This is a genomic window from Blastococcus sp. SYSU DS0616 (genome assembly GCF_054051015.1).
Window position 1 is genome coordinate 1 of record NZ_JBJHAJ010000015.1, and the last position, 22,925, is coordinate 22,925.

Genomic DNA, 22,925 nt, shown 5'->3' on the forward strand with positions numbered 1-22,925 from the left:
GGCGCGGGGGGCGGGGGGGCCGGGGGGGGGCCGGGGTGGGGGGGTGTGGGGGGGGCGGCGCGGGCGGGGGCGCGGGCCCCCCCCCCCCCCCCCCCCCCCCCCCCCCCCCCCCCCCGACCCTGCGGCCGGACCCCGGGCGGTTCCCGGTCCCGCCCTGGCCGCAGCCGCCCGCGCCGTTCGGGCCGGGTGCGTACGCCCCGGGTCCGTTCCCCCCGGGTGCGTACGCCCCGGGTCTGTTCCCCCCGGGTGGGTACGCCCCGGGTCCGTTCCCGCCGGGTGGGTATGCCCCGGGCCCGTTCCCGCAGCCTCCTTTCCCCCCGGCGCCCTTTCCCCCGGCCGGCTGGGCCCTCCCGCCGGGCACACCGCCGCACGACGTCCCGCAGCCGTACCTGCGCATCATGCGGACCCGCGACTGGGCCTGGTGGCGGCCGCTGCTGGGGCTGCTCCTGCTGGGGGTGGTCTTCCTGGTGGCCGGCGCGCTGCTCGGCGTGATCGGCATCCTCACCGGCCTCAGCCCCGACCTGGCCCTGATCGAGCTCACCGACCCGGGCACGCTGCTGGTCACCAACGCGACCCTGGCCGTGGGCATCCCGGTGGTGTGGCTGGCCTGGGCGGTGGCGCACGGCATGCGCCCCGGCTGGTCGTCGTCGGTGCTCGCCCGGTTCCGGTGGCGGCTGCTGCCCCGGCTGACGCTGCTGGCGCTGGCCTCGATCGGGGTCGTGATCGGCCTCTCCGTGCTCCTGGGGATCACCGCGGAGGAGGTCGAGGTGACGGGACCGGTCCCCTCGTGGGGCTGGTTGCTGGCTGTCGTCCTGCTCACCACACCGCTGCAGTCCGCGGCCGAGGAGTACCTGTTCCGCGGCTACCTGAGCCAGGCGATCGCCGGCTGGATCCGCAGCCCCCGCGTCGGTGCCGTGGTGGCCGCGTTGGTCACCGGCGCGCTCTTCTCCCTCGCGCACCTCCCGCCGGACCTCGCGACGTTCCTCGACCGCTTCGCCTTCGCCCTGGCCGCCTCCGCCGTCGTCTGGCTGACCGGCGGCCTCGAGGCCGCGGTCGTCCTGCACGCGGTCAACAACGTGGTGCTGTTCCTGCTGGTGGCGCTGCTGGGTGATGCCGTGGCCACGGACGTGGTGCCGGCGGGGCTGGTTCCGGTGTCGCTCACGCTCACCGCGGTCGGCTTCGGCGGCTACGTCCTGCTCGTCGCCCGGTGGCGGCGGCGGGCGCGGCCGGAGCTGCACACGCCCGCGCTGGACCTGCGCCTCCCGCGGGCCGCGGCGCCCGCCCCGGCCGGCTGACCCGCCGACCGGGGGGTGGTGCCACCCGCCCGCGCAGCGTCGGGTACAGTTCTCTCCGGCGCCGCGAGGTGCTACCCATGGGGTATGGGGTAATTGGCAGCCCGACGGTTTCTGGTTCCGTTAGTCTAGGTTCGAGTCCTGGTACCCCAGCGAGGAAGCCTGGTTCCTCTTGCAGTACAGCAGTGACACAGCACGGCCCCGTCGTCTAGCGGCCCAGGACGCCGCCCTCTCACGGCGGTAGCGAGGGTTCGAATCCCTTCGGGGCTACGCGATCGAGAGCCCCCGACCACCCGGTCGGGGGCTCTCGCCGTCCCGGCCCCCGCTGCGGGGGCCGGGAACGGGCATGGCAAGATGTTCTCCGCACGGCCCCGTCGTCTAGCGGCCTAGGACGCCGCCCTCTCACGGCGGTAGCGAGGGTTCGAATCCCTTCGGGGCTACGCGATCGAGAGCCCCCGACCACCCGGTCGGGGGCTCTCGCCGTTCCCAGGCCACTGAGCGGCGGGCTCAGACCTGGAGCAGCTCGTCGTTGCCCGGGAGCCCGTCGGAGCCGTCCGGCGCCGCCGCGCGGAAGGCCATCGGGCGTCCGCAGGACGCGGCCACCCGGGCGGAGTCGGTGAGTTGGACGTGCAGGTGCGGTTCGCTGCTGTTGCCGGAGTTGCCGCACTCCGCGACCTGCTGCCCGGCTGCGACGCGGTCGCCGACGGCCACCCGCACCGAGCCGCGGCGCAGGTGGGCCAGGACGGCATGGGTGCCGTCGTCCCGGCGGACGACGACGTGGTTGCCCAGCATCCACCGCGTGCCGGCCACCTGGCGTACGAAGCCCTCGACGACCAGCAGGACGATCAGGGACACCCACCCGCTGCGCGCCCGGTGGTCGCGACGGCGGTCGTGGACCCGCACGACCAGGCCGTCGACGGGGGAGCGCACCGGCCGGCCGAACGCCGGGTAGTCGGTCGGCCGCCGCCACTGACCGCCGGAGCCGAACGCGGGACGCGCTCCGTCGCCGGGCTCGGCCGCCAGGTCGATGGCCCATGTCTGGCCCAGCCCGTTGGTGCCGTGCGAGGGCACGCCGGAGGCGGGGGAGTTGACGGCCCGCCACCGGCCCGCGACCGGCGGCTCGACCACCGTCACCGGGTGCTCGGGCGGCCGCACCCGGTCGAGCACCAGGAAGCCGACGACGAGCAGGAACCCGGCGAGGGCGGCCGCGGGCACGCCGCTCCCGCCGACGGCGATGAGCAGGACGCCGGCCGGTGCCAGCGGGGCGCGGCACCGGGCCGCGAGGACGCGCGGGTTCACGACGACACCGCCGCGAGGACGACGTGCAGCGGGACCACCCGCTCGGCGGGCACGGCCCAGCTCCCGCGGGCGGTGGCGCGGAGCCACCCCGCTGCGGTGAGCTGGCGGAGGTGGTGGTGCAGCTGCCCGGTCGTGCCCAGTCCCGGGAGCGCGGCGAGCCCGGCGGTCGTGCGGGTCCCGCCCAGCACCTCCCGCAGCAGCCGGAGCCGGACCGCGTGGGCCAGCGCGGACAGCTCGGCGGCGAGTTCCGCGTCGGCCGAGCCGTCGCCGAGCGCATCCTCCGCGCCGTGCGTGCGCTGCCAGGCGTACTGCTCCCCGCTGGGCAGGCGCACCGAGCCCGCGTAGACGACGGCGCCACCGGGGAGGGCGGCCGCGTCCTCGGCGAGGCCGTCCAGCGCCCAGAACCGTTCCTGCGACCCGGTCTCCGCCGGTGCCGCGGGTGGCCGGCCGGCCCGCTCCGCGGCTGACTCGAGTGCGGCGAGGCGCTGCTCGATCCGGGTGAAGCGGTCCTCGTCGGTCATGGTGCGTCGACCGGCCGGTCGTTCTCCCGCCGCGGCCGGTCGCCGGCGAGCCCGGCGCCCACCGCGATGCCGATCGACCCGAAGAAGAACGGGTTGACCGCGGCGTCGTCCACGACGTGGACCAGCAGGCCCACGACGAAGCCGACGACGAAGCCGGCGAGGGCACCTCGGAGCGTGCGTACGAGAGCGGACCCGGTGCGCTGCATACGACGAATATACGTACCTACGTACTAGTAGGCCAGGGGGTCGAGCGCCCGGCCGTCGGCGCTGATCGGGCGGCGATTCCCGGCGAGCTCAGCGCGCGGCGCGGGCGATGGCCGCCGAGGCGTCCAGCACGGCGCCGATGACCTCCGGGCTGGGGCGCCGGCCCAGGCGCTCCACCGGCCCTGAGATCGAGACGGCGCCCAGCACGGACCCGTTGCCGTCCCGGACGGGGGCCGACAGCGACGCCACGCCGGCCTCCCGCTCGGCCACGCTGTGCGCCCAGCCGCGGCGGCGCACGTCGAGCAGGGTGCGGGCGGTGAAGCTGGCCGACGGCAGCAGGCGGGTCACCTCGTCGGCGGGCATGAACGCCAGCAGGGCGTGCGCCGCCGAGCCCGCGGTCATGGGCAGTCGGGCGCCGACCGGGACGGTGTCGCGCAGGCCACTGGTCCGCTCGGCGGCGGCGACGCACACGCGCGTCGCGCCGTCGCGGACGTAGAACTGGGCGCTCTCGCCGGTGGCGTCCCGCAGCGTGACCAGGTGACGCGAGGCGATCTCGCCGATGTCGGCGGTCGTCCGCCCGAGCTCCGCCAGCGCCGGACCCGGTGCCCAGCTGCCGCTGTCGGTGCGCCGGACGAGGCGGTGCCCCTCCAGGGCGACGGCGAGCCGGTGGGCGGTGGCCCGGGGTAGGCCGGTGCGCGTGACGAGCTCGGCGAGGGTGGCCGGTTCCTGTGCGACGGCGTGCAGGATCGACACCGCTTTGTCTAGAACCGCGACCGGGTTAGGCTGTCCCACACAGCAATACTCGCATCCCGAACACTGAGACAGTCAACTCGGGATCGACCAGTCACCCGAAGGGGACGCGCCCGTGCCGAAGACCCTGGCCGAGAAGGTCTACGACGCCCACGTCGTGCGCAGCACGTCGGGGGAGCCCGACCTGCTCTACATCGACCTGCACCTGGTGCACGAGGTCACCAGCCCGCAGGCCTTCGACGGCCTGCGCGCCGCCGGGCGCACCGTGCGTCGCCCCGACCTGACGATGGCCACGGAGGACCACAACGTCCCGACCCTGGACATCCTCAAGCCGATCGCCGACCCGATCAGCCGTGCGCAGGTCGACGCGCTGCGCCGGAACGCCGCCGAGTTCGGCATCCGGCTGGCCCCGATGGGTGACCGCGACCAGGGCATCGTGCACGTCATCGGCCCGCAGCTGGGGCTCACCCAGCCCGGCATGACCATCGTCTGCGGCGACAGCCACACCTCCACGCACGGAGCGTTCGGCGCCCTGGCCTTCGGCATCGGCACCAGCGAGGTCGAGCACGTGCTGGCCACGCAGACCCTGCCGCAGTACCGGCCGAAGCAGATGTCGGTCACCGTCGACGGCGAGCTCGCTCCGGGGGTGTCGGCGAAGGACATCATCCTGGCCGTCATCGCCCAGATCGGCACCAACGGTGCGGCGGGACACGTCATCGAGTACCGCGGCGGCGCCATCGAGGCGCTCTCGATGGAGGCCCGGATGACCATCTGCAACATGTCGATCGAGGCCGGCGCGAAGGCGGGGCTCATCGCGCCCGACCAGACCACCTTCGACTTCCTGCGCGGCCGCCCGCACGCCCCGCAGGGCGACGACTGGGACGCCGCCGTCGAGCACTGGCGCACGCTGCGCACCGACGACGGGGCGGTGTTCGACCGCGAGGTGACGCTGGACGCCTCGACGCTCACGCCGTTCGTCACCTGGGGCACCAACCCCGGCCAGGGTCTGCCGATCGACGGCGTGGTGCCCGACCCGGCCCAGTTCGACGACGACGGCGAACGGCGGGCCGCCGAGCAGGCGCTGGCCTACATGGGGCTGACCCCCGGCACCCCGCTGCGCGAGATCAAGGTCGACACCGTGTTCCTCGGGTCCTGCACCAACGGCCGGATCGAGGACCTGCGCACCGCCGCGGCCTTCCTGCAGGGCAAGAAGATCGATCCGGAGACCCGCATGCTCGTCGTTCCCGGCTCGGTCGGCGTGAAGCTGCAGGCCGAGGCCGAGGGCCTGGACAAGGTCTTCGTCGAGGCCGGCGCCGAGTGGCGGGGGGCGGGCTGCTCGATGTGCCTGGGCATGAACCCCGACCAGCTCAAGCCCGGCGAGCGGTCGGCCTCGACCAGCAACCGCAACTTCCAGGGCCGCCAGGGCAAGGGCGGGCGCACCCACCTGGTCTCGCCGTCGGTCGCTGCCGCCACGGCGCTCACCGGCCGCCTCACCGCCCCCGCCGACCTGATCGGAGCCTGAGCCATGGACGCCTTCACCACGCACACCGGCACCGCCGCGCCGCTGCGCCGCAGCGCCGTCGACACCGACCAGATCATCCCGGCCGAGTACCTCAAGCGGATCACCCGCACCGGCTTCGAGGACGGGCTGTTCATCGCCTGGCGGACCAACGAGCCGGACTTCGTGCTCAACAAGCCCGAGTACGCCGACGCCTCGATCCTGGTGGCCGGCCCCGACTTCGGCACCGGCTCCTCCCGCGAGCACGCCAACTGGGCGCTGCTCGACGGTGGGTTCCGCGTCGTCATCAGCTCCCGATTCGCCGACATCTTCCGCAACAACTCGACCAAGTCGGGGCTGCTCACCGTCGTGCTGCCGCAGGCCGAGGTCGAGGCGCTGTGGACCGCGGTCGAGGCGGACCCGGCGACACCGGTGACGGTCGACCTGCGCGCGAAGCAGGTGACGTACGGCGACGTGGCGGTGCCGTTCGAGATCGACGACTACACCCGGTGGCGGCTGCTGGAGGGGCTCGACGACGTCGGCCTCACCGAGCGGCACCTCGACGACATCGAGGCCTACGAGGCGGCGCGCCCGGCCTGGCTCCCGGCGGCGCTGCCCGCGCGCTGAGGCAGCGGGGCGTCCGGGTCGGGCTCGAAGTCGCGGTAGTAGTCCGCGACCAGCGCGCCCGGCCGGCCGCCGAGGGCCCAGACGCTGCCCTTGGCGGCCGGCGGGAGCAGGCCGCGGACACCGTGGCCGTGCACCCCGAGCGTCTGCAGCACCGAGGGGATCACCCCGCCCTGGCTGCACAGCACCGTCGCCCCGGGGCGCTCCAGCAGCTCCGCCACGAGCGCCATCCCCGCCTGCGGGTCGTCGGCGAAGGACTCCTCGCCCATCCGGGGTGACGGCCGCACGTCCACGGCCAGTCGCTCGGCCAGCGGCTCCACCGTCTGCGTGCAGCGCACCTTCGGGGTGCTGAACACCTCGTCCGGGGCGAACCACGTCAGGGCGTCGGCCAGCTGCTCGGCCTGCCGCCGGCCCTTGTCATCCAGCGGCCGCAGCTCGTCCGGGCCGCCGAACTCCTGCTTGCTGCCGGCGCGGCCGTGCCGCACCAGCAGCAGGCCCACCTCGCGCGGCACGTCGGTGCGGGCGGCGTCGGCGATCACCAGCCGGTCGTGCTCGTGGGTGACGAGCGCGGCGGCGTCGTCGGGGGCGAGCCAGCGCAGCTCGTCCACCTCGTCGTTGGCGCCGAAGGAGCCCCCCACGCACCGCATCAGCCAGTAGTCGACGTGCTTGGGCACGCCGTCGACCGCGTACTGGGTCGTCGGGCCCCGGCGTCCGGCGACGATGCGCAGCCCGGTCTCCTCGACCACCTCGCGGCACGCGGCGGCCAGGGCGTGCTCACCGGCGTCGAGCTTCCCCTTCGGCAGCGACCAGTCGTCGTAGCGGGGCCGGTGGACCACGGCGATCTCGATGCCGTCGTCCCCGGCCGGGCGCCACACGACGCCGCCGGCGGCCGCGATCGGTCCCCGCTCAGCCGGCGAGCTCATGGATCCGGTGCATCAGCTCTGCCTGGTAGTCCCGCCCGTCCAGCCGGTCCCACTGCCCGTCGCTGCGCAGCTCCCAGCACCGCACCCCCGGCTCCATGGCCGGGCGCAGGGTCTCCTCCAGCTGCCTGCGGGCCGCCTCGTCGCAGACCCGCAGCAGCACCTCGACCCTGCGGTCGAGGTTGCGGTGCATGAGGTCTGCGCTGCCGATCCACCACTCCGGGTCCCCGCCGTTGAGGAAGGAGATCACCCGGGAGTGCTCGAGGAACCGGCCGACGATCGAGCGCACCCGGATCGTCTCCGACATCCCGGCCACGCCCGGTCGCAGCGCGCAGATCCCGCGGACGAACAGCTCCACCGGCACACCGGCCTGCGAGGCCTCGTAGAGGGCGTCGATGAGGCGCTCGTCGACGATGGAGTTCGCCTTGATGCGGATGCCCGAGGGGCGTCCCTCGCGCGCGTTCCGCGCCTCGCGGCGGATCTTCTCGATGAGCCCGTTGCGGATGCTGTGCGGCGCCACCATGAGCGTGCGGTAGTTCGTCTGCCGCGAGTAGCCGGTGAGGACGTTGAACAGGTCGGTGAGGTCCGCGCCCACCCGCGGGTCGGCGGTGAGGATGCCCAGGTCCTCGTAGATCCGCGCCGTCTTCGGGTTGTAGTTGCCGGTGCCGATGTGGCAGTAGCGGCGGATCACGCCCTGCTCGCGGCGCACGACCAGCGCCGTCTTGCAGTGCGTCTTCAGCCCGACCAGTCCGTACACGACGTGGCAGCCGGCCCGCTCCAGCGAGCGCGCCCAGCTGATGTTGGCCTCCTCGTCGAACCGGGCCTTGATCTCCACCAGGACCACGACCTGCTTGCCGGCCTCCGCCGCCTCGATCAGCGCGTTGACGATGGGGGAGTCGCCCGAGGTCCGGTAGAGCGTCTGCTTGATCGCCAGCACGTTCGGGTCGGCGGCCGCCTGCTCGATGAACCGCTGCACGCTGGTGGCGAACGAGTGGTAGGGGTGGTGCACCAGGACGTCGCCCTCGCGCAGGGTCGCGAAGACGCTCTTCGGCGTCTCGCCCTCGCTCAGCCGCGGGTGGGTGGTCGGGACGAACGGCTCGTCCTTGAGCTCCGGCCGGTCCAGGTCGTAGAGCGCCGTGAGCGAGGCCAGGTCGAGCAGCCCCGGCACGTGCACGACGTCGTCCGGGGAGACCTCGAGCTCGGAGACGAGCACCTCGAGGATCCGGGGGTCCATCGGCTCGGCGACCTCGAGGCGGACCGCGGGGCCGAACCGGCGCCGGGCGAGCTCCCGCTCCAGCGCCTGCAGCAGGTCCTCGTCGCGGTCCTCCTCGACCTCCACGTCGGCGTTGCGGGTGACGCGGAAGAAGTGGTGGTCGAGCACGTCGAGCCCCGGGAAGAGCTGGGGCAGGTGGGCGGCGATCAGGTCCTCGAGGGGCAGGAAGATGACGGTGTCGTCCTGCGAGGTGACCGACACGAAGCGCGGCACGTTGTTGGGCACCTTGAGCCGCGCGAAGCGGGGGGCGTTGGTGTCCGGGTCGTGCACCGACACCGCGAGGTTCAGCGACAGGCCGCTGATGTACGGGAACGGGTGCGCGGGGTCGACGGCCAGCGGGGTCAGCACCGGGAACACCTGGTCGCGGAAGTAGTCCCGGAGCCGGCGCATCGCGTCCTCGTCCAGGTCGTCCCAGTGGACGATCCGGATGCCGGCCTCCTCGAGGCGGGGCAGCACGTCCTTGTTGAAGACGTCGGAGTGCCGCTGCACCAGCTCCTGCGTGCGGGCGGTCACCCGCTCCAGCTGCTCGCGGATGGTCAGCCCGTCGGGCGAGCGGACGGTGAGACCGGTGCTCTGCCGGCGCTTCAGACCGGCGATGCGCACCATGTAGAACTCGTCCAGGTTGCTGGCGAAGATCGCGAGGAACTTCACCCGCTCCAGCAGCGGCAGCGAGTCGTCCTCGGCGAGCTCCAGCACGCGGGCGTTGAAGTCCAGCCAGGACAGTTCTCGGTTCAGGTAGCGGTCGACGGGGAGGGCATCGGTCCGGGGAGCGCTCTCTGTTGCCACTCCCTCATCGTGCCGTACGGACCCGGATGGCGAGCGAGGACGACCCCCGCACCAGCGCGGACGTGCGTGGTCCGGCCCCCAGCGCCAGCGCTGCCCGGAGGTCCGCGGGGACGTCGACGTCGCGGCGCAGGCCGGGCCAGGCGCCGGTGAGCCGAACCGCGCCGCCGGCCTGGTGGGCTGCGGCGGAGCCGCGGCCGAACCGCGGGCGCAACGGCGTGCCGACGGCGGTCAGCAGGGTGGTGCCCGTTCCCTGGGCATCGGCCACGAAGCAGCGGGGCGCCGCCTCCGCCTCCGCCAGCGCCGCCGCCAGCTCCACCGGGCGGAGGGCGGGCAGGTCGGAGGAGAGCGCGGCGACGGCGTCCCCGGGAGCGCTCCCGGCGCCGTGCTCGAGCGCGGGGTTCAGGCCGCCGTCCGGTTCGTCGGGCACCGCGCGGGCGCCCAGCCCGCGCACCAGGTCGGCGGCCACCGGCTCGTCGGTGACGACCACCACCGACCCGACCCGCTCGCAGGCCAGCGCCGCGGCCACGGTGTCGGCCAGCAGGGCGAGGACCAGGGCGCCGTGGTCGCCGCCGGGGACGCCGGTGAGCGGCCGCAGCCGGGTCTTGGCGGCGGCGAGGCGCTTCGCCGGGACCACGACCGACCACCTGGACACGACGACAATGTCAGCACACGGTGACCCGGGACCCCGTCGGCCGGGACCCGGTGCTCCCCCGGCGGCCGCACGGGTCGATCATGGGCTGGCTCGCAGGACAGGGAGGGGAGCCGGTGTCGGACGAGACGTCCCCGCGCGGGACGAGCGCGGGCGGACCGGTGCGCGCACCCGGTGCCCGCCGCGCTGCCAAGTGGCGCACCCGGGGGCGCATCTCCTTCCCGCTGTGGCTGTGCATCGTGGTGATCTACCCGGTGTCCGCCCTGATCTTCCGGCTGCGCTACCACCACGCCGAGCGCATCCCGGTCACCGGGCCGGTGCTCCTGGTGGTCAACCACGTGTCGGTGCTGGACCCGCTGGCCTGCGCCCGCCTGGTGTTCGACCGCGGTCGGATCCCGCACTTCCTGGCCAAGGAGGCGGTCTTCAGGGGGCTGGCCGGCACGATCCTGCGGGCGGCCGGCCAGATCCCCGTCGCCCGGTTCTCCAGCGCCGCCCGCGGCGCGCTCGCGGCGGCGGAGGCCGATCTGCATGCGGGCAACATCGTGGTGGTGTACCCGGAGGGCTCGGTGACCCGGGACCCCGACTGGTGGCCCATGCAGGCGCGCACGGGGGCGGCCCATCTGGCGCTCACCACCGACGCCGTGGTCGTCCCGGTCGCCCAGTGGGGGCCGCAGCGGGTGCACGACTACCACACCAAGAAGCTGCACCTGCGGCTCCGCACGCCCACCCACTACCTCGTGGGCGAGCCGATCGACCTCTCCGCGGCGCGGGCCGAGGTGCGCGCCGGCCGCCCCCTGGAGCCCGCGCTGCTGCGGGAGACGACGGAGCAGATGATGTCCCGGGTCCGCGACCAGCTGGCTGAGCTGCGCGGGGAGCCCGCGCCGCGCGTGGTCCACCCCGCTCCCCGCCGGGAGCGGCACGGCGACCTGCCCGGGAGCGCCGCGTGACCCGGGCGGCGGTCCTGGGCGCCGGTTCCTGGGGCACGACGTTCGCCAAGGTGCTCGCCGACGCCGGCTGCGACGTCCGGCTCCACGCGCGGCGGCCGGAGCTCGTCGATGCCATCACCGACACGCGGGAGAACCCCGACTACCTGCCGGGTGTGCGCCTGCCCGACCGGCTGCGGGCGACCGTCGACCCGGCCGAGGCACTGGACGACGCCGACGTCGTCGTGCTCGCGGTCCCCTCGCAGTCGCTGCGCGGCAACCTCACGGCCTGGCGGGAGCTGCTGCCGCCGGACGCCACGCTGCTCTCGCTCATGAAGGGCATCGAGCTGGGCACGACCATGCGGATGAGCGAGGTGATCTGCGAGATCACCGGCTCCCCGGCTGCGCACGTCGCGGCGTTGTCGGGCCCGAACCTGGCCCGGGAGATCGCCGAGGAGCAGCCGGCCGCCACGGTGATCGCGTGCTCGGACCCCGACCGCGCCGCGGTGCTCCAGGCGGCGTGCCACACCCGGTACTTCCGCCCCTACACCAACCCCGACGTCGTCGGCTGCGAGCTGGGCGGAGCGGTGAAGAACGTCATCGCCCTGGCCTGCGGTATCGCCGAGGGGCTCGGCTTCGGGGACAACACCCGCGCCTCGCTCATCACCCGCGGGCTGGCCGAGACCGCCCGGCTGGGCATCGCGCTGGGCGCCGAGCTGACCACCTTCGCGGGGCTGGCGGGGCTGGGGGACCTGGTGGCCACCTGCAGCTCGCCGCTGTCGCGCAACCGCACCTTCGGCGAGAAGCTCGGCCGCGGCATGACCGTGGATGAGGTCCAGCAGAGCACCCGGCAGACGGCGGAGGGCGTGAAGAGCTGCCGGTCGGTGCTCGACCTCGCGCGGGCGCACGGCATCGACGTGCCGATCACCGAGGCGGTCGTCCGCGTGTGCCACGAGGGCGAGGCGCCCGGCCGGATGGTGCGCGAGATCATGTCGCGCGAGGCGAAGCCGGAGTGATGGAGTCTGCGGACGTGGACAGCGGATGGGGCGACGGGACCAGGTCGGTACGCGCGGGGGAGGGACCCGCGGCGCCGGGCGAGCCGATGCGGCCCTCGCCGGTGTTCGCCGCCCCCTTCCACCTCGGTGACCAGCCCCCGCGTGCGGGCGGGGCCGACGCCTACGCGCGGACCGAGCACCCGACGCTCCGGCACTTCGAGTCCGCCGTCGGGGAGCTCGACGGCGGGCGCTGCCTGTCCTTCGCCACCGGGATGGCGGCGCTGACCGCCGCCGTGCTGGCCCCCACCCGCAGCGGTGACCGCGTCGTGCTGCCGTCGGACGGGTACTACACGACCCGCCTGCTGGCCGCCGAGGAGCTCGCCCGCTTCGGCATCGAGGTGCAGTACGTGCCCACGCCGGAGATCGGGCGCGTCGCCGCCGACGGGGGGCTCGCGGGCGCCCGGATGGTGCTGCTGGAGACGCCGAGCAACCCGCAGCTGGACGTCTGCGACATCGCCGCCGTGGCCGCGGCCGCCCACGCCGCGGGCGCGCTGGTCGCGGTCGACAACACCACCGCCACCCCGCTGGGTCAGCGTCCCCTGGCGCTGGGGGCCGACCTCACCGTGGGCAGCGACACCAAGGCGCTCACCGGCCACAGCGACGTGCTGCTCGGGCACGTGACCGTGACCGACGAGGAGCTGTACGCGGCCGTGAAGGGCTTCCGCGACCGCACCGGCAGCACGCCGGGGCCGTTCGAGGCCTGGCTCGGGCACCGGTCGATGAGCACCCTGGACCTCCGGCTGGCCCGTCAGGCGGCGAACGCGGCGGCGGTCGCCGAGCTGCTGGCGGGGCACCCGGCCGTCACGAACCTGCGCTGGCCGTGGCGCGAGGGTGACCCGTCGTTCGCGCTGGCCGCGCGCCAGATGCTGCGCCCGAACGGCGTGGTGTCCGCGGAGCTGGCCGACGAGACCGCGGTCGCCCGGCTGCTGGCGGAGAGCCGGCTGTGGGCCGCGGCGACGAGCTTCGGCGGCGTCCACAGCACGATCGACCGGCGCGCGCAGTGGGGCGGGGACGCGGTGCCCGCGGGCTTCGTGCGGCTGTCCTGCGGGATCGAGGACCCCGCCGACCTGGTCGCCGACCTATCCCACGCGCTCGACGCCCTCGGCTGACGACGACCGGCGGCGGTTGCCCGCGACGGTGAGCCAGATGCTGACGCCGAAGTAGTAGGCGAGGTAGGCCATGCTCAGCGCGACCACCAGCGGGTGCGGGTCGGGGTACTGGACGACCAGCACCGCGGAGGCGACCAGCCAGACCGTCGCCAGCCCCAGGTTCAGCCCCCGGAGCAGCTTGGTGCGGGACGGGTAGACGTACTTGACCGGCACGAAGACCAGCACCGTCAGGACCGCGAGCGCGATGCCGACACCGGTGGTGCCGACGTCCAGGATGATCGCGTAGAACGCGACCACGTTCCAGTAGCTGGGGAAGCCGAGGAAGTAGTGGTCCTCGGTCTTCGCGTCGGTCCGGCAGAACTGGTAGCAGGAGGCGAGCAGCGGTAGCGCGGCCAGGACCCAGCCGAGGGCGCCGCCGGGCAGCCGGTCGGTCGTCCAGAGCAGCACGACGGGTGCGAAGACGTACGTCAGGTAGTCGACGATGTCGTCCATCCGGGCGCCGTCGAACCAGGGGATCGTCTGCTTGACCCGGGTGCGCCGGGCCAGCATCCCGTCCGTGCCGTCGATGAACAGCGTCGCGAGGATCAGCCACAGGGCGGTCTCCACGGCGCCGTCGAAGGCGGCCAGGACGATGAGCAGCCCGAGCACCGAGCCGCTGGCGGTGTACAGGTGCACCGCCGCGCCGGCCAGGCGCAGGCGCCGGGAGTGCCCGGTCCCGTCGCTGGTGCGCACCGCCCCGGGTGCGGTCTGGTGGGCTGGGTCGTCGTGCACGGCGACGAGGCTGCCACACCACGCTCGACCCGGCGGGCCGAGCCGTGCACCGACGACGCGGCGGGGCCCGGAACGCGGCCTCGGTTAGGGTCGCGGCAATGAGCGGACAGCAGGGCAAGGTGCGTGTGGCCGTCGTCTTCGGGGGGCGCAGCGAGGAGCACGCCATCTCCTGCATCTCCGCCGGCAGCGTGATGGCCGCGCTCGACCCGGACCGCTACGAGGTCGTCCCCGTCGGCATCGCCAAGGACGGGCGCTGGGTGCTCCCCGACGCCGGCCAGCAGCTCGCCCTCACCGACGGCGCGCTGCCCGAGGTCACCGGCGGCACGGCGGTCTCGCTGGTCGGTGACCCGGAGGCGCGCGGGCTGGCCGTCCTGGAGCCCGGTGCGGCGGTCGGCCGGGCGCTCACCGAGGTCGACGTCGTCTTCCCGGTCCTGCACGGCGCCTTCGGCGAGGACGGCACGGTCCAGGGGCTGCTGGAGATGACCGGGCTGCCCTACGTGGGCTCGGGGGTGTTCGCCAGCGCCGCCTCCATGGACAAGGAGTTCACCAAGAAGCTCCTGGCCGCGGCCGGCCTGCCGCAGGGCGAACACGTCGTCCTGCGCGACGAGCACGGCGCGGTCTGCGCCGACCCGGCGGTGCTCGACGAGGCCGGGCGGGAGCGCCTCGGCCTGCCGGTCTTCGTGAAGCCGGCCCGTGCCGGGTCCAGCATCGGCATCAGCAAGGTCACCGACTGGGCGCAGTTCCCGGCGGCCGTCGCGGCGGCCGCCGCGGTGGACCCGAAGGTGATCGTGGAGGCGGCCGTCCCCGGTCGGGAGATCGAGTGCGGCGTCCTCGCCGCCCGCGGATCGGGGCTGCCCGAGGCGAGCCTGCCCGCCGAGATCCGGCTGCGGCCGGGCGTCGACTGGTACGACTTCGCGGCCAAGTACCTCGACGACGCCGCGGAGTTCGACATCCCGGCCGACCTCACCCCGGAGCAGCTCGCCGCGGTGCAGGCCGCCGCGCGCCGCGCCTACCTCGCCCTGGACTGCCGCGGGCTGGCCCGGGTCGACTTCTTCCTCGGCACCGGCCCCGACGGCGCGGACCGCCTGGTGATCAACGAGGTCAACACGATGCCGGGGTTCACCCCGATCTCGATGTTCGCCCGCATGTGGGCGGCCACCGGCGTGGACTTCGCCGACCTGGTGGACCGCCTGGTGAGCGGGGCGCTCGCCGGCGGTGCGCGGCCGGGCCGGTGACCGCGGGGCGGCCGGCTCCGCGGAACGCGGCCGCCACCCGGTCCGGGGTCGTCCCCGTGGTCGTGGTCGCCGCCGCGCTGCTGAGCGGGTGCGGGCGCACGGTCGACGGCGTCGCCACCGCCGGGCCGCCGTCGGACCGGCCGTCCTCCCCGGCGGAGCTCGAGGAGCTCATCGTCCGGGAGGTGCCCTCGGGGCTGCCGCGCCTGCGCGACGAGGAGCTGGAGCCACCGGCCGGACCCAAGCGGCTGGAGGACGTCGCCGGTTACGCGCCCGACCCGGAGCGCGAGCTCGCGGTGCTGGAGAGCTACGGCTACCGGTACGGGTGGGAGCGCTTCTGGGGCCGGGAGTCCGGCCCGATGACCGGCGTGTTCGTCGACCAGTTCGAGCAGCGGGCCGGTGCCCGGGCCTACGCCGAGAACCTGGCGCGCAACGACGCCGAGCTGTACGGGGGCGTCCTCAGCGTCGACCCACCCGAGCTGCCCGCCAACTGCCGGCTGCTCACCGTGGACGCGCCCGTGCCGGCGGCGGGGTTGGTCGACCCGGCGGCCTTCGCGTGGTGCTGGCACGGCGTCTTCAGCGTGTCGGTGACCGCCGTGGCCGGATCGGTCCCCGATGCGGTGCGGGAGGTCGGCGCCGTGCTGGAGACGCAGCTGGACCTGCTGCCGCCCGGGTGAGCGCTCCTGCGGGCTCAGGGGCCGGGTGTCGGCTCCTGGTAGGGGAGCGCCTCGGCCAGCGGCACGGTCAGCGCCGTGACCGGTGCGCTGTCGACGCCGGCGGGCAGCCGCATCTCGACGTAGACCGGGCGGTCCACCGCCGTCCAGACCGTGGCGTCGGGGTCGCTGGTGTCGACGTGCCACTGGACACCGTTGATCTGGATGGCCGACGCGCCGACGGTCCACCCCTCCGGCCGCTGGACGCCGCAGGTGAGCACTGCAGCCGGTTCGCCCCAGGCGTAGACGAAGGGGCTCTCGGACCGCACCCGGCGCGACGGCTCCCCGGCCAGCTCCAGCGGCAGGTTCTCCATCAGCGCGGGGCAGTGCGCCTCGGCCTCGGGGGTGATCTCCGGTGTGTCCACCTCGAGCACCGGGAGGTCCTCGGGACGGACCGGGGCGGCGCCCTCGATCTGGGCCGGGCCCTCCGGTGCGGAGGCCGGCTCCTCGCCGCGCACGTTGACCAGCACGACGAGCGCGATCACCACCGGCAGCGTGATCGCCGTGATCAGGATCGCGGCCCGGCGCAGCGGGTCCACGGGGCGAGCGCTCAGATGTTGACGACCGGGCAGGTCAGCGTCCGGGTGATCCCGTCGACCGACTGCACCCGGGCGACCACCAGCCGACCGAGCTCGTCGACGGTGTCCGCCTCGGCGCGCACGATGACGTCGTACGGGCCGGTGACGTCCTCGGCCTTCGTGACGCCGCTGATCTCGCTGATCGTCGAGGCGACCTGGGCGGCCTTGCCGACTTCGGTCTGGATGAGGATGTAGGCGTGGACCACGGGAGATCCTTCCTCCGGCAACAGTGCCGAGACGTCGTCCCCGCCGGCTGGCGGACTCGTCGGCAACCTACCGCAGTGACTGGAGAGCATCGATGAGCCGACCCCGTCCCCTGGTCCCGCGCGGTGATCCGGCCGACACCGTGCGGGTCGTCGGGGAGTTCGGCGTGATCTCCCGCGTGCTGGCCCGGTCCGGCACCGCCCCGGCGGCCGACGTCGGCCCCGGCGACGACGCCGCGGTGCTGCGCACGCCCGACCAGCGCGTCGTGGTGACAACCGACGTCCTCGTGGAGGGCCGGCACTTCCGGCGGGACTGGTCCTCGGCGGAGGACGTCGGGCACAAAGCGGCCGCGGCCAACCTGGCCGACGTCGCCGCGATGGGCGCCCGGACGACGGCGCTGGTGGTCGGGCTGGCCTGCCCGCCGGACACCCCCACCAGCTGGCTGGAGGGGCTCGCCACCGGCCTGGCGGAGGAGTGCGCGGGCTCGGGGGCAGCCGTCGTCGGCGGGGACACGGTGGCGTCCGCCCCCGACAGCGCCGGCATCGTCGTGTCGGTGACCGCGCTGGGCGACCTCGGGGGACGGGCGCCGGTGCTGCGCTCGGGCGCCCGTCCCGGCGACGTGGTGGCGCTGGCCGGGCGGCTGGGGTGGTCGGCGGCCGGCCTCGCGGTGCTGCGCCGGGGGTTCACCAGCCCGCTGGCCGTCGTGCACGCGCACCGCCGCCCGACCCCGCCGTACGTGTCGGGTCCGGTGGCGGCCGACGCCGGTGCCACCGCGATGTGCGACGTGAGCGACGGGCTGCTGGCCGACGCCGGGCACCTGGCCGAGGCGAGCGGCGTCGTCATGGACCTGGACCGCGGCGCCCTCGCGGAGGCGTGCCTGGAGCCCGTGGGGCCGCTGCAGCAGGTGGGGTCGGCGCTGGGCGTGGACCCGCTGGTTTGGGTGCTCACCGGTGGGGAGGACCACGCGCTGGTGGCCACGTTCCCGCGGAAGGTGGCGCTCCCGCCGGGGTGGACGGCGATCGGCGTCGTGCGCCCGGGCAAGCCACGGCCGGGGGTGCGGGTGGACGGGGTGGCCGCCGCGGACGTGCTGGCGGCCCTGGGAGCGGAGCGGGCGGGGCATGTCCACTTCGGCTGAGCGGGTGCTGCGGGACGGATCGGTGGCCCGGCTGCGGCCGGTGCCCTACGACGACCCCGTGGCGCAGGAGCTGGTCGAGGCCGTCCAGCAGGAGTACGTGCGCCGGTACGGCGGCCGGGACGAGGCCGTCGTCGACCCCGCCGAGTTCCTGCCGCCGGCCGGGCTCTTCCTCGTGGCCGAGATGAACGGCGCGGCGGCGGGGTGCGGAGCGTGGCGCGTCTACCCGCCGGGCGGTGTGGAGATCAAGCGGGTCTACGTGGCGCCCGCGTTCCGCCGCCGCGGGCTCGCGCAGGTGCTCATGGCGGAGCTGGAGGCCACCGCCGCCCGAGCCGGCCACCGGTCGGTGGTGCTCAACACGGGCCAGCGGCAGCCGGAGGCGGTCGCGCTGTACCGGGAGCTGGGCTACGACCCCGTCCAGGGGTACGGGGTCTACGCCTGCTCGCCGGAGGCCGTGTTCCTCGGCAAGGACCTGCCGCTCCCCGGGAGCGGGGAGGAGGCGACGTGGGCATCGTGACCATCTCGGCGCCCTACGGCGCCGCGGGAGCGGAGGTCGGGCCTGCCGTGGCCGCGCAGCTGGGCCTGCCGTTCCACGACCGGGCGATCCCCGCCCAGGTGGCCGGACGGCTGGGGGTGCCGGTGGAGGAGGCCGAGGCCAACGACGAGACGGTCGTGCGCGGGCTCTGGCGGTTGGTCGCCTCGCTGGGGACGATGCCCGACCCGGTGGGCGGGGTCGTGCCCGGGGCGCCGCTGCCCGACGCGCGGGCCTACCGGGAGCAGACCGAGCGGGTGCTCGCCGAGATCGCGGCGGGTGGCGGCGGGGTGGTGCTCGGCCGCGCCGCGGCGATGGTGCTGCGGGACCGGACCGACGCGCTGCACGTCCGGCTCGACGGGCCGCGGGACCGGCGGCTGGCCGCGGCGGTCGCGCGGTCGGGGCGGCCCCGCGAGGAGGTGGCGCGCGAGATGGCCGGGAACGACCGGGCGCGGGAGGCGTACGTGCGGCACTTCTACCGCTGCGACCCGGCCGCGGCCGGCCACTACCACCTGGTCGTGGACAGCACCGAGCTCCCGCTTGGCACCGTCGTGGATCTGGTGGTGACCGCGGCGCGGGGACGCGGCATCGGGCGCTGAGGCGCACGCGAGGAGCCCCGGAGGTCGACGACCTCCGGGGCTCCTCGGTGGTGGTTCACGAGCCCCCGCGGGGGCCCGGCGTCAGGCGCGGGCGACCTTGCCGGCGCGGATGCACGAGGTGCACGCGTTGATCCGGCGACGGTTGCCGGGGGCGATCAGCGCCCGCACGGACTGGATGTTCGGGTTCCAACGGCGCGGCGTGCGGCGGTGCGAGTGCGACACCGACATACCGAAACCGGGGCCCTTGCCACACACATCGCACACGGCAGCCACGGTGGATCACTCCCAGAAAGAATCGTTCACAGACGGCGGGGCAAGGCAGCACCCGCATCAAGACCGTCCAGCAGTCTAACCGCTCCGCGGAGGTGATGTCGCGGCACCCTCCGGACGGGGGCCCGCCGCGCACGAGGCCGGGCCGTGTCGGCACCGGTGGGTAGCCTGCTCCCGTGCTGACGGCGCTGGACGACGCCGCGGTCGGTCAGTGGTGCCGGGCCGCGGTCGAGGCGCTGTCCGACTCCCGGGGGCGGCTCGACGACCTCAACGTCTTCCCCGTGCCCGACGGGGACACCGGCACGAACCTCCTGCACACCGCCGAGGGTGCCCGCGCGGCGCTGGACGCGGCGACCCCGGGGGAGTCCGGCTGGGCGGTCGTGGCCCGTGGCGCGGTCCTGTCCGCCCGCGGCAACTCCGGCACCATCCTCGCCCAGCTGCTGCGTGGGCTGGCCGACCAGCTCGCCGGCGAGCCACCGGCCGACGGCCCGGCCTTCGCCGCCGCGCTGCACAAGGCCGCCGAGAGCGCCTACACGGCCGTCGCCGACCCCGAGGAGGGCACCTTCCTCACCGTGGCCCGGGCCGCCGGGGAGGCGGCCGTGGCGGCCGTCGACGAGGGGCGCGCGGCGCTGGCGGACGTCGTCCTGGCCGCGGCCGACGGTGCGCGGCGCGCCCTGGAGGGGACCCCCGGCCAGCTCGCCGCGCTGCGCGAGGCGGGCGTCGTCGACGCCGGGGGAGCCGGTCTGTCGATCGTCCTGGACGCCCTCGTGCGCACCGTCACCGGCGTGCAGCCGGTCCGCCCGGCGCTGGCCCGCCGCGACGGGCGCCGGCCCCACCGGCACGGCGTCGAGCACGCCCCGCACCAGCCGCCGCCCGGTCCGGGCAGCGAGGTGCAGTACCTCCTCGCCGACGCCGACGAGACGGCGGTCGCCCGGCTGCACGAGCGCCTCGCCGAGCTCGGCGACAGCCTCGTCGTCGTCGGCGTGGACACGCCGACCGGCCGCGAGTGGAACGTCCACGTGCACGTCTCCGACGTCGGTGCCGCCATCGAGGCGGGCATCGAGGCCGGCCGGCCGCACCGCATCACGGTCACCCCGCTGGCGCCGGTGCCCCCGGCCGCGCCGGTGCCCGGCCTGCGCGCGGCCGTCGCGGCGGTGCACAGCGACGGCCTGGCCGAGCTCTTCCGCGCCGAGGGCGTCCGCGTCGTCGTCTGCGACGCCGGTGGGGTCACCGAGGACGACCTGTACGAGGAGATCGTCGCCGCCGCCGCCCAGGAGGTGGTGGTGCTCCCGAACGACGCCGGCCTGCACGCGCTCGCCGCCCGGGCGGCCACCCGGGCGCGGGAGGCCGGGCGGGAGGTCGGCGTCGTGCCCACGCGCTCCCCGGTGCAGGGCCTGGCCGCGGTGGCGGTCGCCGATCCGCAGCAGCGGTTCGGTGACGACGTCATCACCATGGCCGAGGCCGCGGCGGCCACCCGCTGGGCCGAGCTCACCGTCGCCGACCAGGAGGCGCTCACCTCCGCCGGCCGCTGCCGGCCGGGCGACGTGCTCGGCTCCGCCGAGGGGGACGTCGTCGTGATCGGCGCGGAGCTCGCCGCCGTCGCCTGCGACCTGCTCGACCGGCTGCTCTCGGCGGGCGGCGAGATGGCCACCCTGGTCGTCGGCCCCGACGAGGCGCTCGGCGACTCGGTCTGCCACCACCTCGCGACGGTGCACCCCACCGTCGAGGTGGTCCGCTACGGCGGGGGCCCCAGCTCGATCCCGCTGCAGATCGGGGTCGAGTGACGTGGCGGTGACCCTGGAGACCCCGCTGGCGCGGGTGCTGGGACCGAAGACCGCCACCGGCATGGCCGAGCAGCTGGGCCTGCACACGGTCCGCCACCTGCTGCGGCACTACCCCCGCCGCTACGCGCGGCGCGGGGAGATGGCCCGGCTGGACGACCTGCAGCCGGGCGACCGGGTGACGGTGCTCGCCCAGGTGAAGACCGTGAGGACCCGGCCCATGCGGCAGCGCCGCGGCACGATCACCGAGGTCACCGTCGGCGACGGCGCCAGCACCATGAAGCTGGTCTTCTTCAGCCACAAGCACGCCCGCCTGGCGCCCGGCGTCTGGGGCATGTTCGCCGGCACGGTCGGCAGCTACCAGGGCAAGCTGCAGTTCACGCACCCCGACATGCACCTGCTCAGCGGCGACGATGACGACGACGACTGGGCGCGCGAGCTCGTGCCGATCTACCCGGCGAGCAAGGACGTCTCCAGCTGGGTCATCCAGAAGTCGGTGAAGTTGCTGCTCGGCGGCGCGGGCAACCTCGCCGACCTGGTCACCGACCCGCTCCCCGAGGAGATCCGCACCCGGCACGGGTTGCTGTCCCTGCCCGCGGCCCTGCTCGACATCCACCGCCCCACCACCAGCCGGGACGTCGAGCGCGCCGAGCGCCGGCTGAAGTGGGACGAGGCGCTCACCCTCCAGCTCACGCTGGCCGCCCGCCGCCGGGCCGCCGCCCTGGAGCCGGGCACCGCGCGGCCCCGCCGGCCCGGCGGCCTGCTCGACGCCGTCGACGCGGCGCTCCCGTTCGCGCTGACCGAGGGGCAGCGGGAGGTGGGCGAGGAGCTGGCCGCCGAGCTGGACCGCGACCAGCCCATGCACCGGCTGCTGCAGGGGGAGGTCGGGTCGGGCAAGACCGTGGTCGCCCTGCGGGCGATGGCCCAGGTCGTCGACGCCGGCGGCCAGGCCGCGCTGCTCGCACCGACGGAGGTGCTCGCCGCCCAGCACGCCCGTGGCATCCGCGCCCTGCTCGGGCCGCTGGGCCGCGCCGGCGAGCTCGACGGCGACCCCGCCGGCACCCGCGTCACCCTGCTCACCGGCTCGCTCAAGGCCGCCGCCCGCCGCGAGGCCCGCGCCGAGGTCGCCGAAGGGCGGGCCGGCATCGTCGTCGGCACCCACGCCCTGCTGCAGGAGGGCGTCGAGTTCGCCGACCTCGGGCTGGTCGTCGTCGACGAGCAGCACCGCTTCGGCGTGGAGCAGCGGGACGCCCTCCGGGCCAAGGGGAGCCGGCCCCCGCACGTGCTCGTCATGACCGCCACGCCGATCCCGCGAACCGTGGCGATGACCGTCTACGGGGACCTGGAGACCTCCACCCTCCGGCAGCTGCCCAGCGGTCGCGGGGGTGTCGCCAGCTCCGTCGTCCCGGTCGTGGAGAAGCCCGGCTGGCTCGACCGGGCGTGGGAGCGGCTCCGCGAGGAGGTCGCCGCGGGCCGGCAGGCCTACGTGGTGTGCCCCCGCATCGGGGACGTCGAGGAGGACAAGGCCGGCGCCGACGAGGAGCCCGAGGACGCCGACGGCGCACCGCCCGACGAGGACGGCCGCAGCGACCGCCGGCCCCCGCTGGCCGTCCTCGACGTCGCCGACGCCCTGCGCGCGGGCCCGCTGGCCGGGCTGCGCCTCGCCGTCCTGCACGGGCGGATGACCCCCGAGGAGAAGGACGGCGTCATGCGCGACTTCGCCGCAGGGGAGATCGACGTGCTCGTGGCCACCACCGTCGTCGAGGTCGGCGTCGACGTGCCGAACGCCACCGTCATGGTGGTGATGGACGCCGACCGGTTCGGCGTCAGCCAGCTGCACCAGCTGCGCGGCCGGGTGGCCCGGGGACAGCACGCCGGGTTGTGCCTGCTGGTGACCGAGGCGCCGTCGGCGTCGCCGACCGGGCAGCGGCTGGCGGCGGTCGCATCGACCTCCGACGGCTTCGAGCTGGCCCGGCTCGACCTCGAGACCCGGCGGGAGGGCGACGTCCTCGGCGCTGCCCAGTCCGGCCGGCGGTCGGGCATCAAGCTCCTCTCGCTCCTGGAGGACGAGGAGCTCATCGCCGAGGCGCGGGCCGAGGCGACCACCCTGCTGTCCACCGAGCGGGGGCTGGCCGACCACCCCGGGCTCGCCGCCGAGGTCGCAGCCCTCGCCAGCGACGAGCGCGCCGAGTGGCTGGAGAAGGCGTGAG

The 22,925-nt window shown here is 75.2% G+C and carries 24 protein-coding genes and 3 tRNA genes; 16 read left to right on the plus strand and 11 right to left on the minus strand.

Going from position 1 to position 22,925, the window contains the following annotated elements:
* The first annotated feature begins 398 nt into the window (after positions 1 to 398).
* From ACI79K_RS12500 to ACI79K_RS12515, 4 genes are all read left to right on the plus strand, one after another.
* On the plus strand, positions 399 to 1,295 hold the full coding sequence (locus ACI79K_RS12500) for a CPBP family intramembrane glutamic endopeptidase (protein ID WP_456599863.1): 897 nt from the start codon (positions 399 to 401) through the stop codon (positions 1,293 to 1,295).
* 78 nt (positions 1,296 to 1,373) lie between these two features.
* Positions 1,374 to 1,445 (plus strand) — tRNA-Gln (locus ACI79K_RS12505).
* 44 nt (positions 1,446 to 1,489) lie between these two features.
* Positions 1,490 to 1,562: transfer RNA gene (locus ACI79K_RS12510), tRNA-Glu, on the plus strand.
* Positions 1,563 to 1,659: 97 nt separating this feature from the next.
* Positions 1,660 to 1,732 (plus strand) — tRNA-Glu (locus tag ACI79K_RS12515).
* Between the two features lie 67 nt (positions 1,733 to 1,799).
* Here the strand turns inward: ACI79K_RS12515 and ACI79K_RS12520 are convergent.
* From ACI79K_RS12520 to ACI79K_RS12535, 4 genes are all read right to left on the minus strand, one after another.
* Entirely contained in the window at positions 1,800 to 2,591 is a 792-nt protein-coding gene (locus tag ACI79K_RS12520; protein ID WP_456599864.1) for a M23 family metallopeptidase, read from the minus strand.
* Positions 2,588 to 3,112: an ArsR/SmtB family transcription factor gene (locus ACI79K_RS12525; protein ID WP_456599865.1), complete on the minus strand. Its 525-nt coding sequence runs from the start codon at positions 3,110 to 3,112 to the stop codon at positions 2,588 to 2,590. The genes ACI79K_RS12520 and ACI79K_RS12525 overlap by 4 nt, the downstream gene beginning before the upstream one ends.
* Positions 3,109 to 3,318 carry a hypothetical protein gene (locus ACI79K_RS12530; protein ID WP_456588842.1) on the minus strand — a complete coding sequence of 70 codons (210 nt, stop codon included), beginning with the start codon at positions 3,316 to 3,318 and terminating at the stop codon, positions 3,109 to 3,111. The genes ACI79K_RS12525 and ACI79K_RS12530 overlap by 4 nt, the downstream gene beginning before the upstream one ends.
* An 88-nt stretch (positions 3,319 to 3,406) precedes the next feature.
* On the minus strand, positions 3,407 to 4,069 hold the full coding sequence (locus tag ACI79K_RS12535) for an IclR family transcriptional regulator (protein WP_456588841.1): 663 nt from the start codon (positions 4,067 to 4,069) through the stop codon (positions 3,407 to 3,409).
* Positions 4,070 to 4,181: 112 nt separating this feature from the next.
* Here ACI79K_RS12535 and leuC point away from each other — a divergent pair, with 112 nt between their 5' ends.
* Together leuC and leuD are read left to right on the plus strand one after the other, a co-directional pair.
* Positions 4,182 to 5,588 carry a 3-isopropylmalate dehydratase large subunit gene (gene leuC, locus ACI79K_RS12540; protein ID WP_456588840.1) on the plus strand — a complete coding sequence of 469 codons (1,407 nt, stop codon included), beginning with the start codon at positions 4,182 to 4,184 and terminating at the stop codon, positions 5,586 to 5,588.
* A 3-nt stretch (positions 5,589 to 5,591) separates the two neighbouring features.
* Positions 5,592 to 6,191: a 3-isopropylmalate dehydratase small subunit gene (gene leuD / locus ACI79K_RS12545; RefSeq protein WP_456588839.1), complete on the plus strand. Its 600-nt coding sequence runs from the start codon at positions 5,592 to 5,594 to the stop codon at positions 6,189 to 6,191.
* Here leuD and ACI79K_RS12550 read toward each other — a convergent pair.
* Genes ACI79K_RS12550 through cofC form a run of 3 tightly spaced genes read right to left on the minus strand, consistent with a single transcriptional unit; the run spans position 6,140 to position 9,819 of the window.
* Positions 6,140 to 7,111, minus strand: a complete 972-nt coding sequence (locus ACI79K_RS12550) for an NUDIX hydrolase (protein ID WP_456599866.1) — start codon at positions 7,109 to 7,111, stop codon at positions 6,140 to 6,142. The two genes, leuD and ACI79K_RS12550, sit on opposite strands and share 52 nt — an antisense overlap.
* Positions 7,095 to 9,167 carry an RNA degradosome polyphosphate kinase gene (locus ACI79K_RS12555; protein WP_456588837.1) on the minus strand — a complete coding sequence of 691 codons (2,073 nt, stop codon included), beginning with the start codon at positions 9,165 to 9,167 and terminating at the stop codon, positions 7,095 to 7,097. The genes ACI79K_RS12550 and ACI79K_RS12555 overlap by 17 nt, the downstream gene beginning before the upstream one ends.
* 4 nt (positions 9,168 to 9,171) lie before the next feature.
* Positions 9,172 to 9,819, minus strand: a complete 648-nt coding sequence (gene cofC / locus ACI79K_RS12560; protein ID WP_456588836.1) for a 2-phospho-L-lactate guanylyltransferase — start codon at positions 9,817 to 9,819, stop codon at positions 9,172 to 9,174.
* Between the two features lie 113 nt (positions 9,820 to 9,932).
* Between cofC and ACI79K_RS12565 the strand changes: the two genes are divergently transcribed.
* The 3 genes from ACI79K_RS12565 to ACI79K_RS12575 are packed head-to-tail and all read left to right on the plus strand — an operon-like array spanning position 9,933 to position 12,903.
* Positions 9,933 to 10,763, plus strand: a complete 831-nt coding sequence (locus ACI79K_RS12565; RefSeq protein WP_456588835.1) for a lysophospholipid acyltransferase family protein — start codon at positions 9,933 to 9,935, stop codon at positions 10,761 to 10,763.
* The gene (locus ACI79K_RS12570) at positions 10,760 to 11,755 is read left to right on the plus strand and encodes an NAD(P)H-dependent glycerol-3-phosphate dehydrogenase (RefSeq protein WP_456599867.1); all 996 of its coding nucleotides are present in this window, start codon (positions 10,760 to 10,762) and stop codon (positions 11,753 to 11,755) included. Before ACI79K_RS12565 ends, ACI79K_RS12570 begins: the two co-directional genes overlap by 4 nt.
* A gap of 14 nt (positions 11,756 to 11,769) precedes the next feature.
* Entirely contained in the window at positions 11,770 to 12,903 is a 1,134-nt protein-coding gene (locus ACI79K_RS12575) for a cystathionine gamma-lyase (protein ID WP_456599868.1), read from the plus strand.
* On the opposite strand, the gene ACI79K_RS12580 is transcribed toward ACI79K_RS12575, so the two are convergent.
* Entirely contained in the window at positions 12,874 to 13,674 is an 801-nt protein-coding gene (locus tag ACI79K_RS12580; RefSeq protein ID WP_456596958.1) for a CDP-alcohol phosphatidyltransferase family protein, read from the minus strand. The genes ACI79K_RS12575 and ACI79K_RS12580 overlap by 30 nt on opposite strands.
* Positions 13,675 to 13,772: 98 nt before the next feature.
* On the opposite strand from ACI79K_RS12580, the gene ACI79K_RS12585 reads away from it, so the two are divergent.
* Together ACI79K_RS12585 and ACI79K_RS12590 are read left to right on the plus strand one after the other, a co-directional pair.
* Entirely contained in the window at positions 13,773 to 14,909 is a 1,137-nt protein-coding gene (locus tag ACI79K_RS12585) for a D-alanine--D-alanine ligase family protein (RefSeq protein ID WP_456599869.1), read from the plus strand.
* Positions 14,906 to 15,583, plus strand: a complete 678-nt coding sequence (locus tag ACI79K_RS12590; RefSeq protein ID WP_456588830.1) for a hypothetical protein — start codon at positions 14,906 to 14,908, stop codon at positions 15,581 to 15,583. Before ACI79K_RS12585 ends, ACI79K_RS12590 begins: the two co-directional genes overlap by 4 nt.
* 14 nt (positions 15,584 to 15,597) lie before the next feature.
* Here ACI79K_RS12590 and ACI79K_RS12595 read toward each other — a convergent pair whose 3' ends face one another.
* The gene (locus ACI79K_RS12595; protein WP_456599870.1) at positions 15,598 to 16,158 is read right to left on the minus strand and encodes a DUF3515 domain-containing protein; all 561 of its coding nucleotides are present in this window, start codon (positions 16,156 to 16,158) and stop codon (positions 15,598 to 15,600) included.
* Between the two features lie 11 nt (positions 16,159 to 16,169).
* On the minus strand, positions 16,170 to 16,403 hold the full coding sequence (locus tag ACI79K_RS12600; RefSeq protein ID WP_224500414.1) for an Lrp/AsnC ligand binding domain-containing protein: 234 nt from the start codon (positions 16,401 to 16,403) through the stop codon (positions 16,170 to 16,172).
* A gap of 92 nt (positions 16,404 to 16,495) precedes the next feature.
* On the opposite strand from ACI79K_RS12600, the gene ACI79K_RS12605 reads away from it, so the two are divergent.
* From ACI79K_RS12605 to ACI79K_RS12615, 3 genes are read left to right on the plus strand one after another with little or no spacing between them, the layout of a single operon-like run.
* The gene (locus ACI79K_RS12605; RefSeq protein WP_456588828.1) at positions 16,496 to 17,536 is read left to right on the plus strand and encodes a thiamine-phosphate kinase; all 1,041 of its coding nucleotides are present in this window, start codon (positions 16,496 to 16,498) and stop codon (positions 17,534 to 17,536) included.
* Positions 17,520 to 18,050: a GNAT family N-acetyltransferase gene (locus ACI79K_RS12610; protein ID WP_456599871.1), complete on the plus strand. Its 531-nt coding sequence runs from the start codon at positions 17,520 to 17,522 to the stop codon at positions 18,048 to 18,050. The genes ACI79K_RS12605 and ACI79K_RS12610 overlap by 17 nt, the downstream gene beginning before the upstream one ends.
* Positions 18,038 to 18,664 carry a cytidylate kinase-like family protein gene (locus ACI79K_RS12615; protein WP_456599872.1) on the plus strand — a complete coding sequence of 209 codons (627 nt, stop codon included), beginning with the start codon at positions 18,038 to 18,040 and terminating at the stop codon, positions 18,662 to 18,664. Before ACI79K_RS12610 ends, ACI79K_RS12615 begins: the two co-directional genes overlap by 13 nt.
* Positions 18,665 to 18,745: 81 nt before the next feature.
* On the opposite strand, the gene rpmB is transcribed toward ACI79K_RS12615, so the two are convergent.
* Positions 18,746 to 18,937, minus strand: a complete 192-nt coding sequence (gene rpmB / locus ACI79K_RS12620; protein WP_305999814.1) for a 50S ribosomal protein L28 — start codon at positions 18,935 to 18,937, stop codon at positions 18,746 to 18,748.
* A 173-nt stretch (positions 18,938 to 19,110) separates the two neighbouring features.
* On the opposite strand from rpmB, the gene ACI79K_RS12625 reads away from it, so the two are divergent.
* Together ACI79K_RS12625 and recG are read left to right on the plus strand one after the other, a co-directional pair.
* Entirely contained in the window at positions 19,111 to 20,718 is a 1,608-nt protein-coding gene (locus tag ACI79K_RS12625) for a DAK2 domain-containing protein (protein WP_456599873.1), read from the plus strand.
* A gap of 1 nt (position 20,719) precedes the next feature.
* Positions 20,720 to 22,924 (plus strand): ATP-dependent DNA helicase RecG, encoded by a 2,205-nt coding sequence (recG, locus tag ACI79K_RS12630; protein WP_456599874.1) that lies wholly within the window; start codon positions 20,720 to 20,722, stop codon positions 22,922 to 22,924.
* The last annotated feature ends 1 nt before the right edge of the window (position 22,925 follow it).

Bases quoted from the DNA above. Each gene is read 5' to 3' on its own strand.
- ACI79K_RS12500 (WP_456599863.1), top strand. From the start codon at position 399: ATGCGGACCCGCGACTGGGCCTGGTGGCGGCCGCTGCTGGGGCTGCTC.
- ACI79K_RS12525 (WP_456599865.1), bottom strand. From the start codon at position 3,112: ATGACCGACGAGGACCGCTTCACCCGGATCGAGCAGCGCCTCGCCGCA.
- ACI79K_RS12530 (WP_456588842.1), bottom strand. From the start codon at position 3,318: ATGCAGCGCACCGGGTCCGCTCTCGTACGCACGCTCCGAGGTGCCCTC.
- leuD (WP_456588839.1), top strand. From the start codon at position 5,592: ATGGACGCCTTCACCACGCACACCGGCACCGCCGCGCCGCTGCGCCGC.
- ACI79K_RS12550 (WP_456599866.1), bottom strand. From the start codon at position 7,111: ATGAGCTCGCCGGCTGAGCGGGGACCGATCGCGGCCGCCGGCGGCGTC.
- ACI79K_RS12585 (WP_456599869.1), top strand. From the start codon at position 13,773: ATGAGCGGACAGCAGGGCAAGGTGCGTGTGGCCGTCGTCTTCGGGGGG.
- ACI79K_RS12605 (WP_456588828.1), top strand. From the start codon at position 16,496: ATGAGCCGACCCCGTCCCCTGGTCCCGCGCGGTGATCCGGCCGACACC.
- ACI79K_RS12610 (WP_456599871.1), top strand. From the start codon at position 17,520: ATGTCCACTTCGGCTGAGCGGGTGCTGCGGGACGGATCGGTGGCCCGG.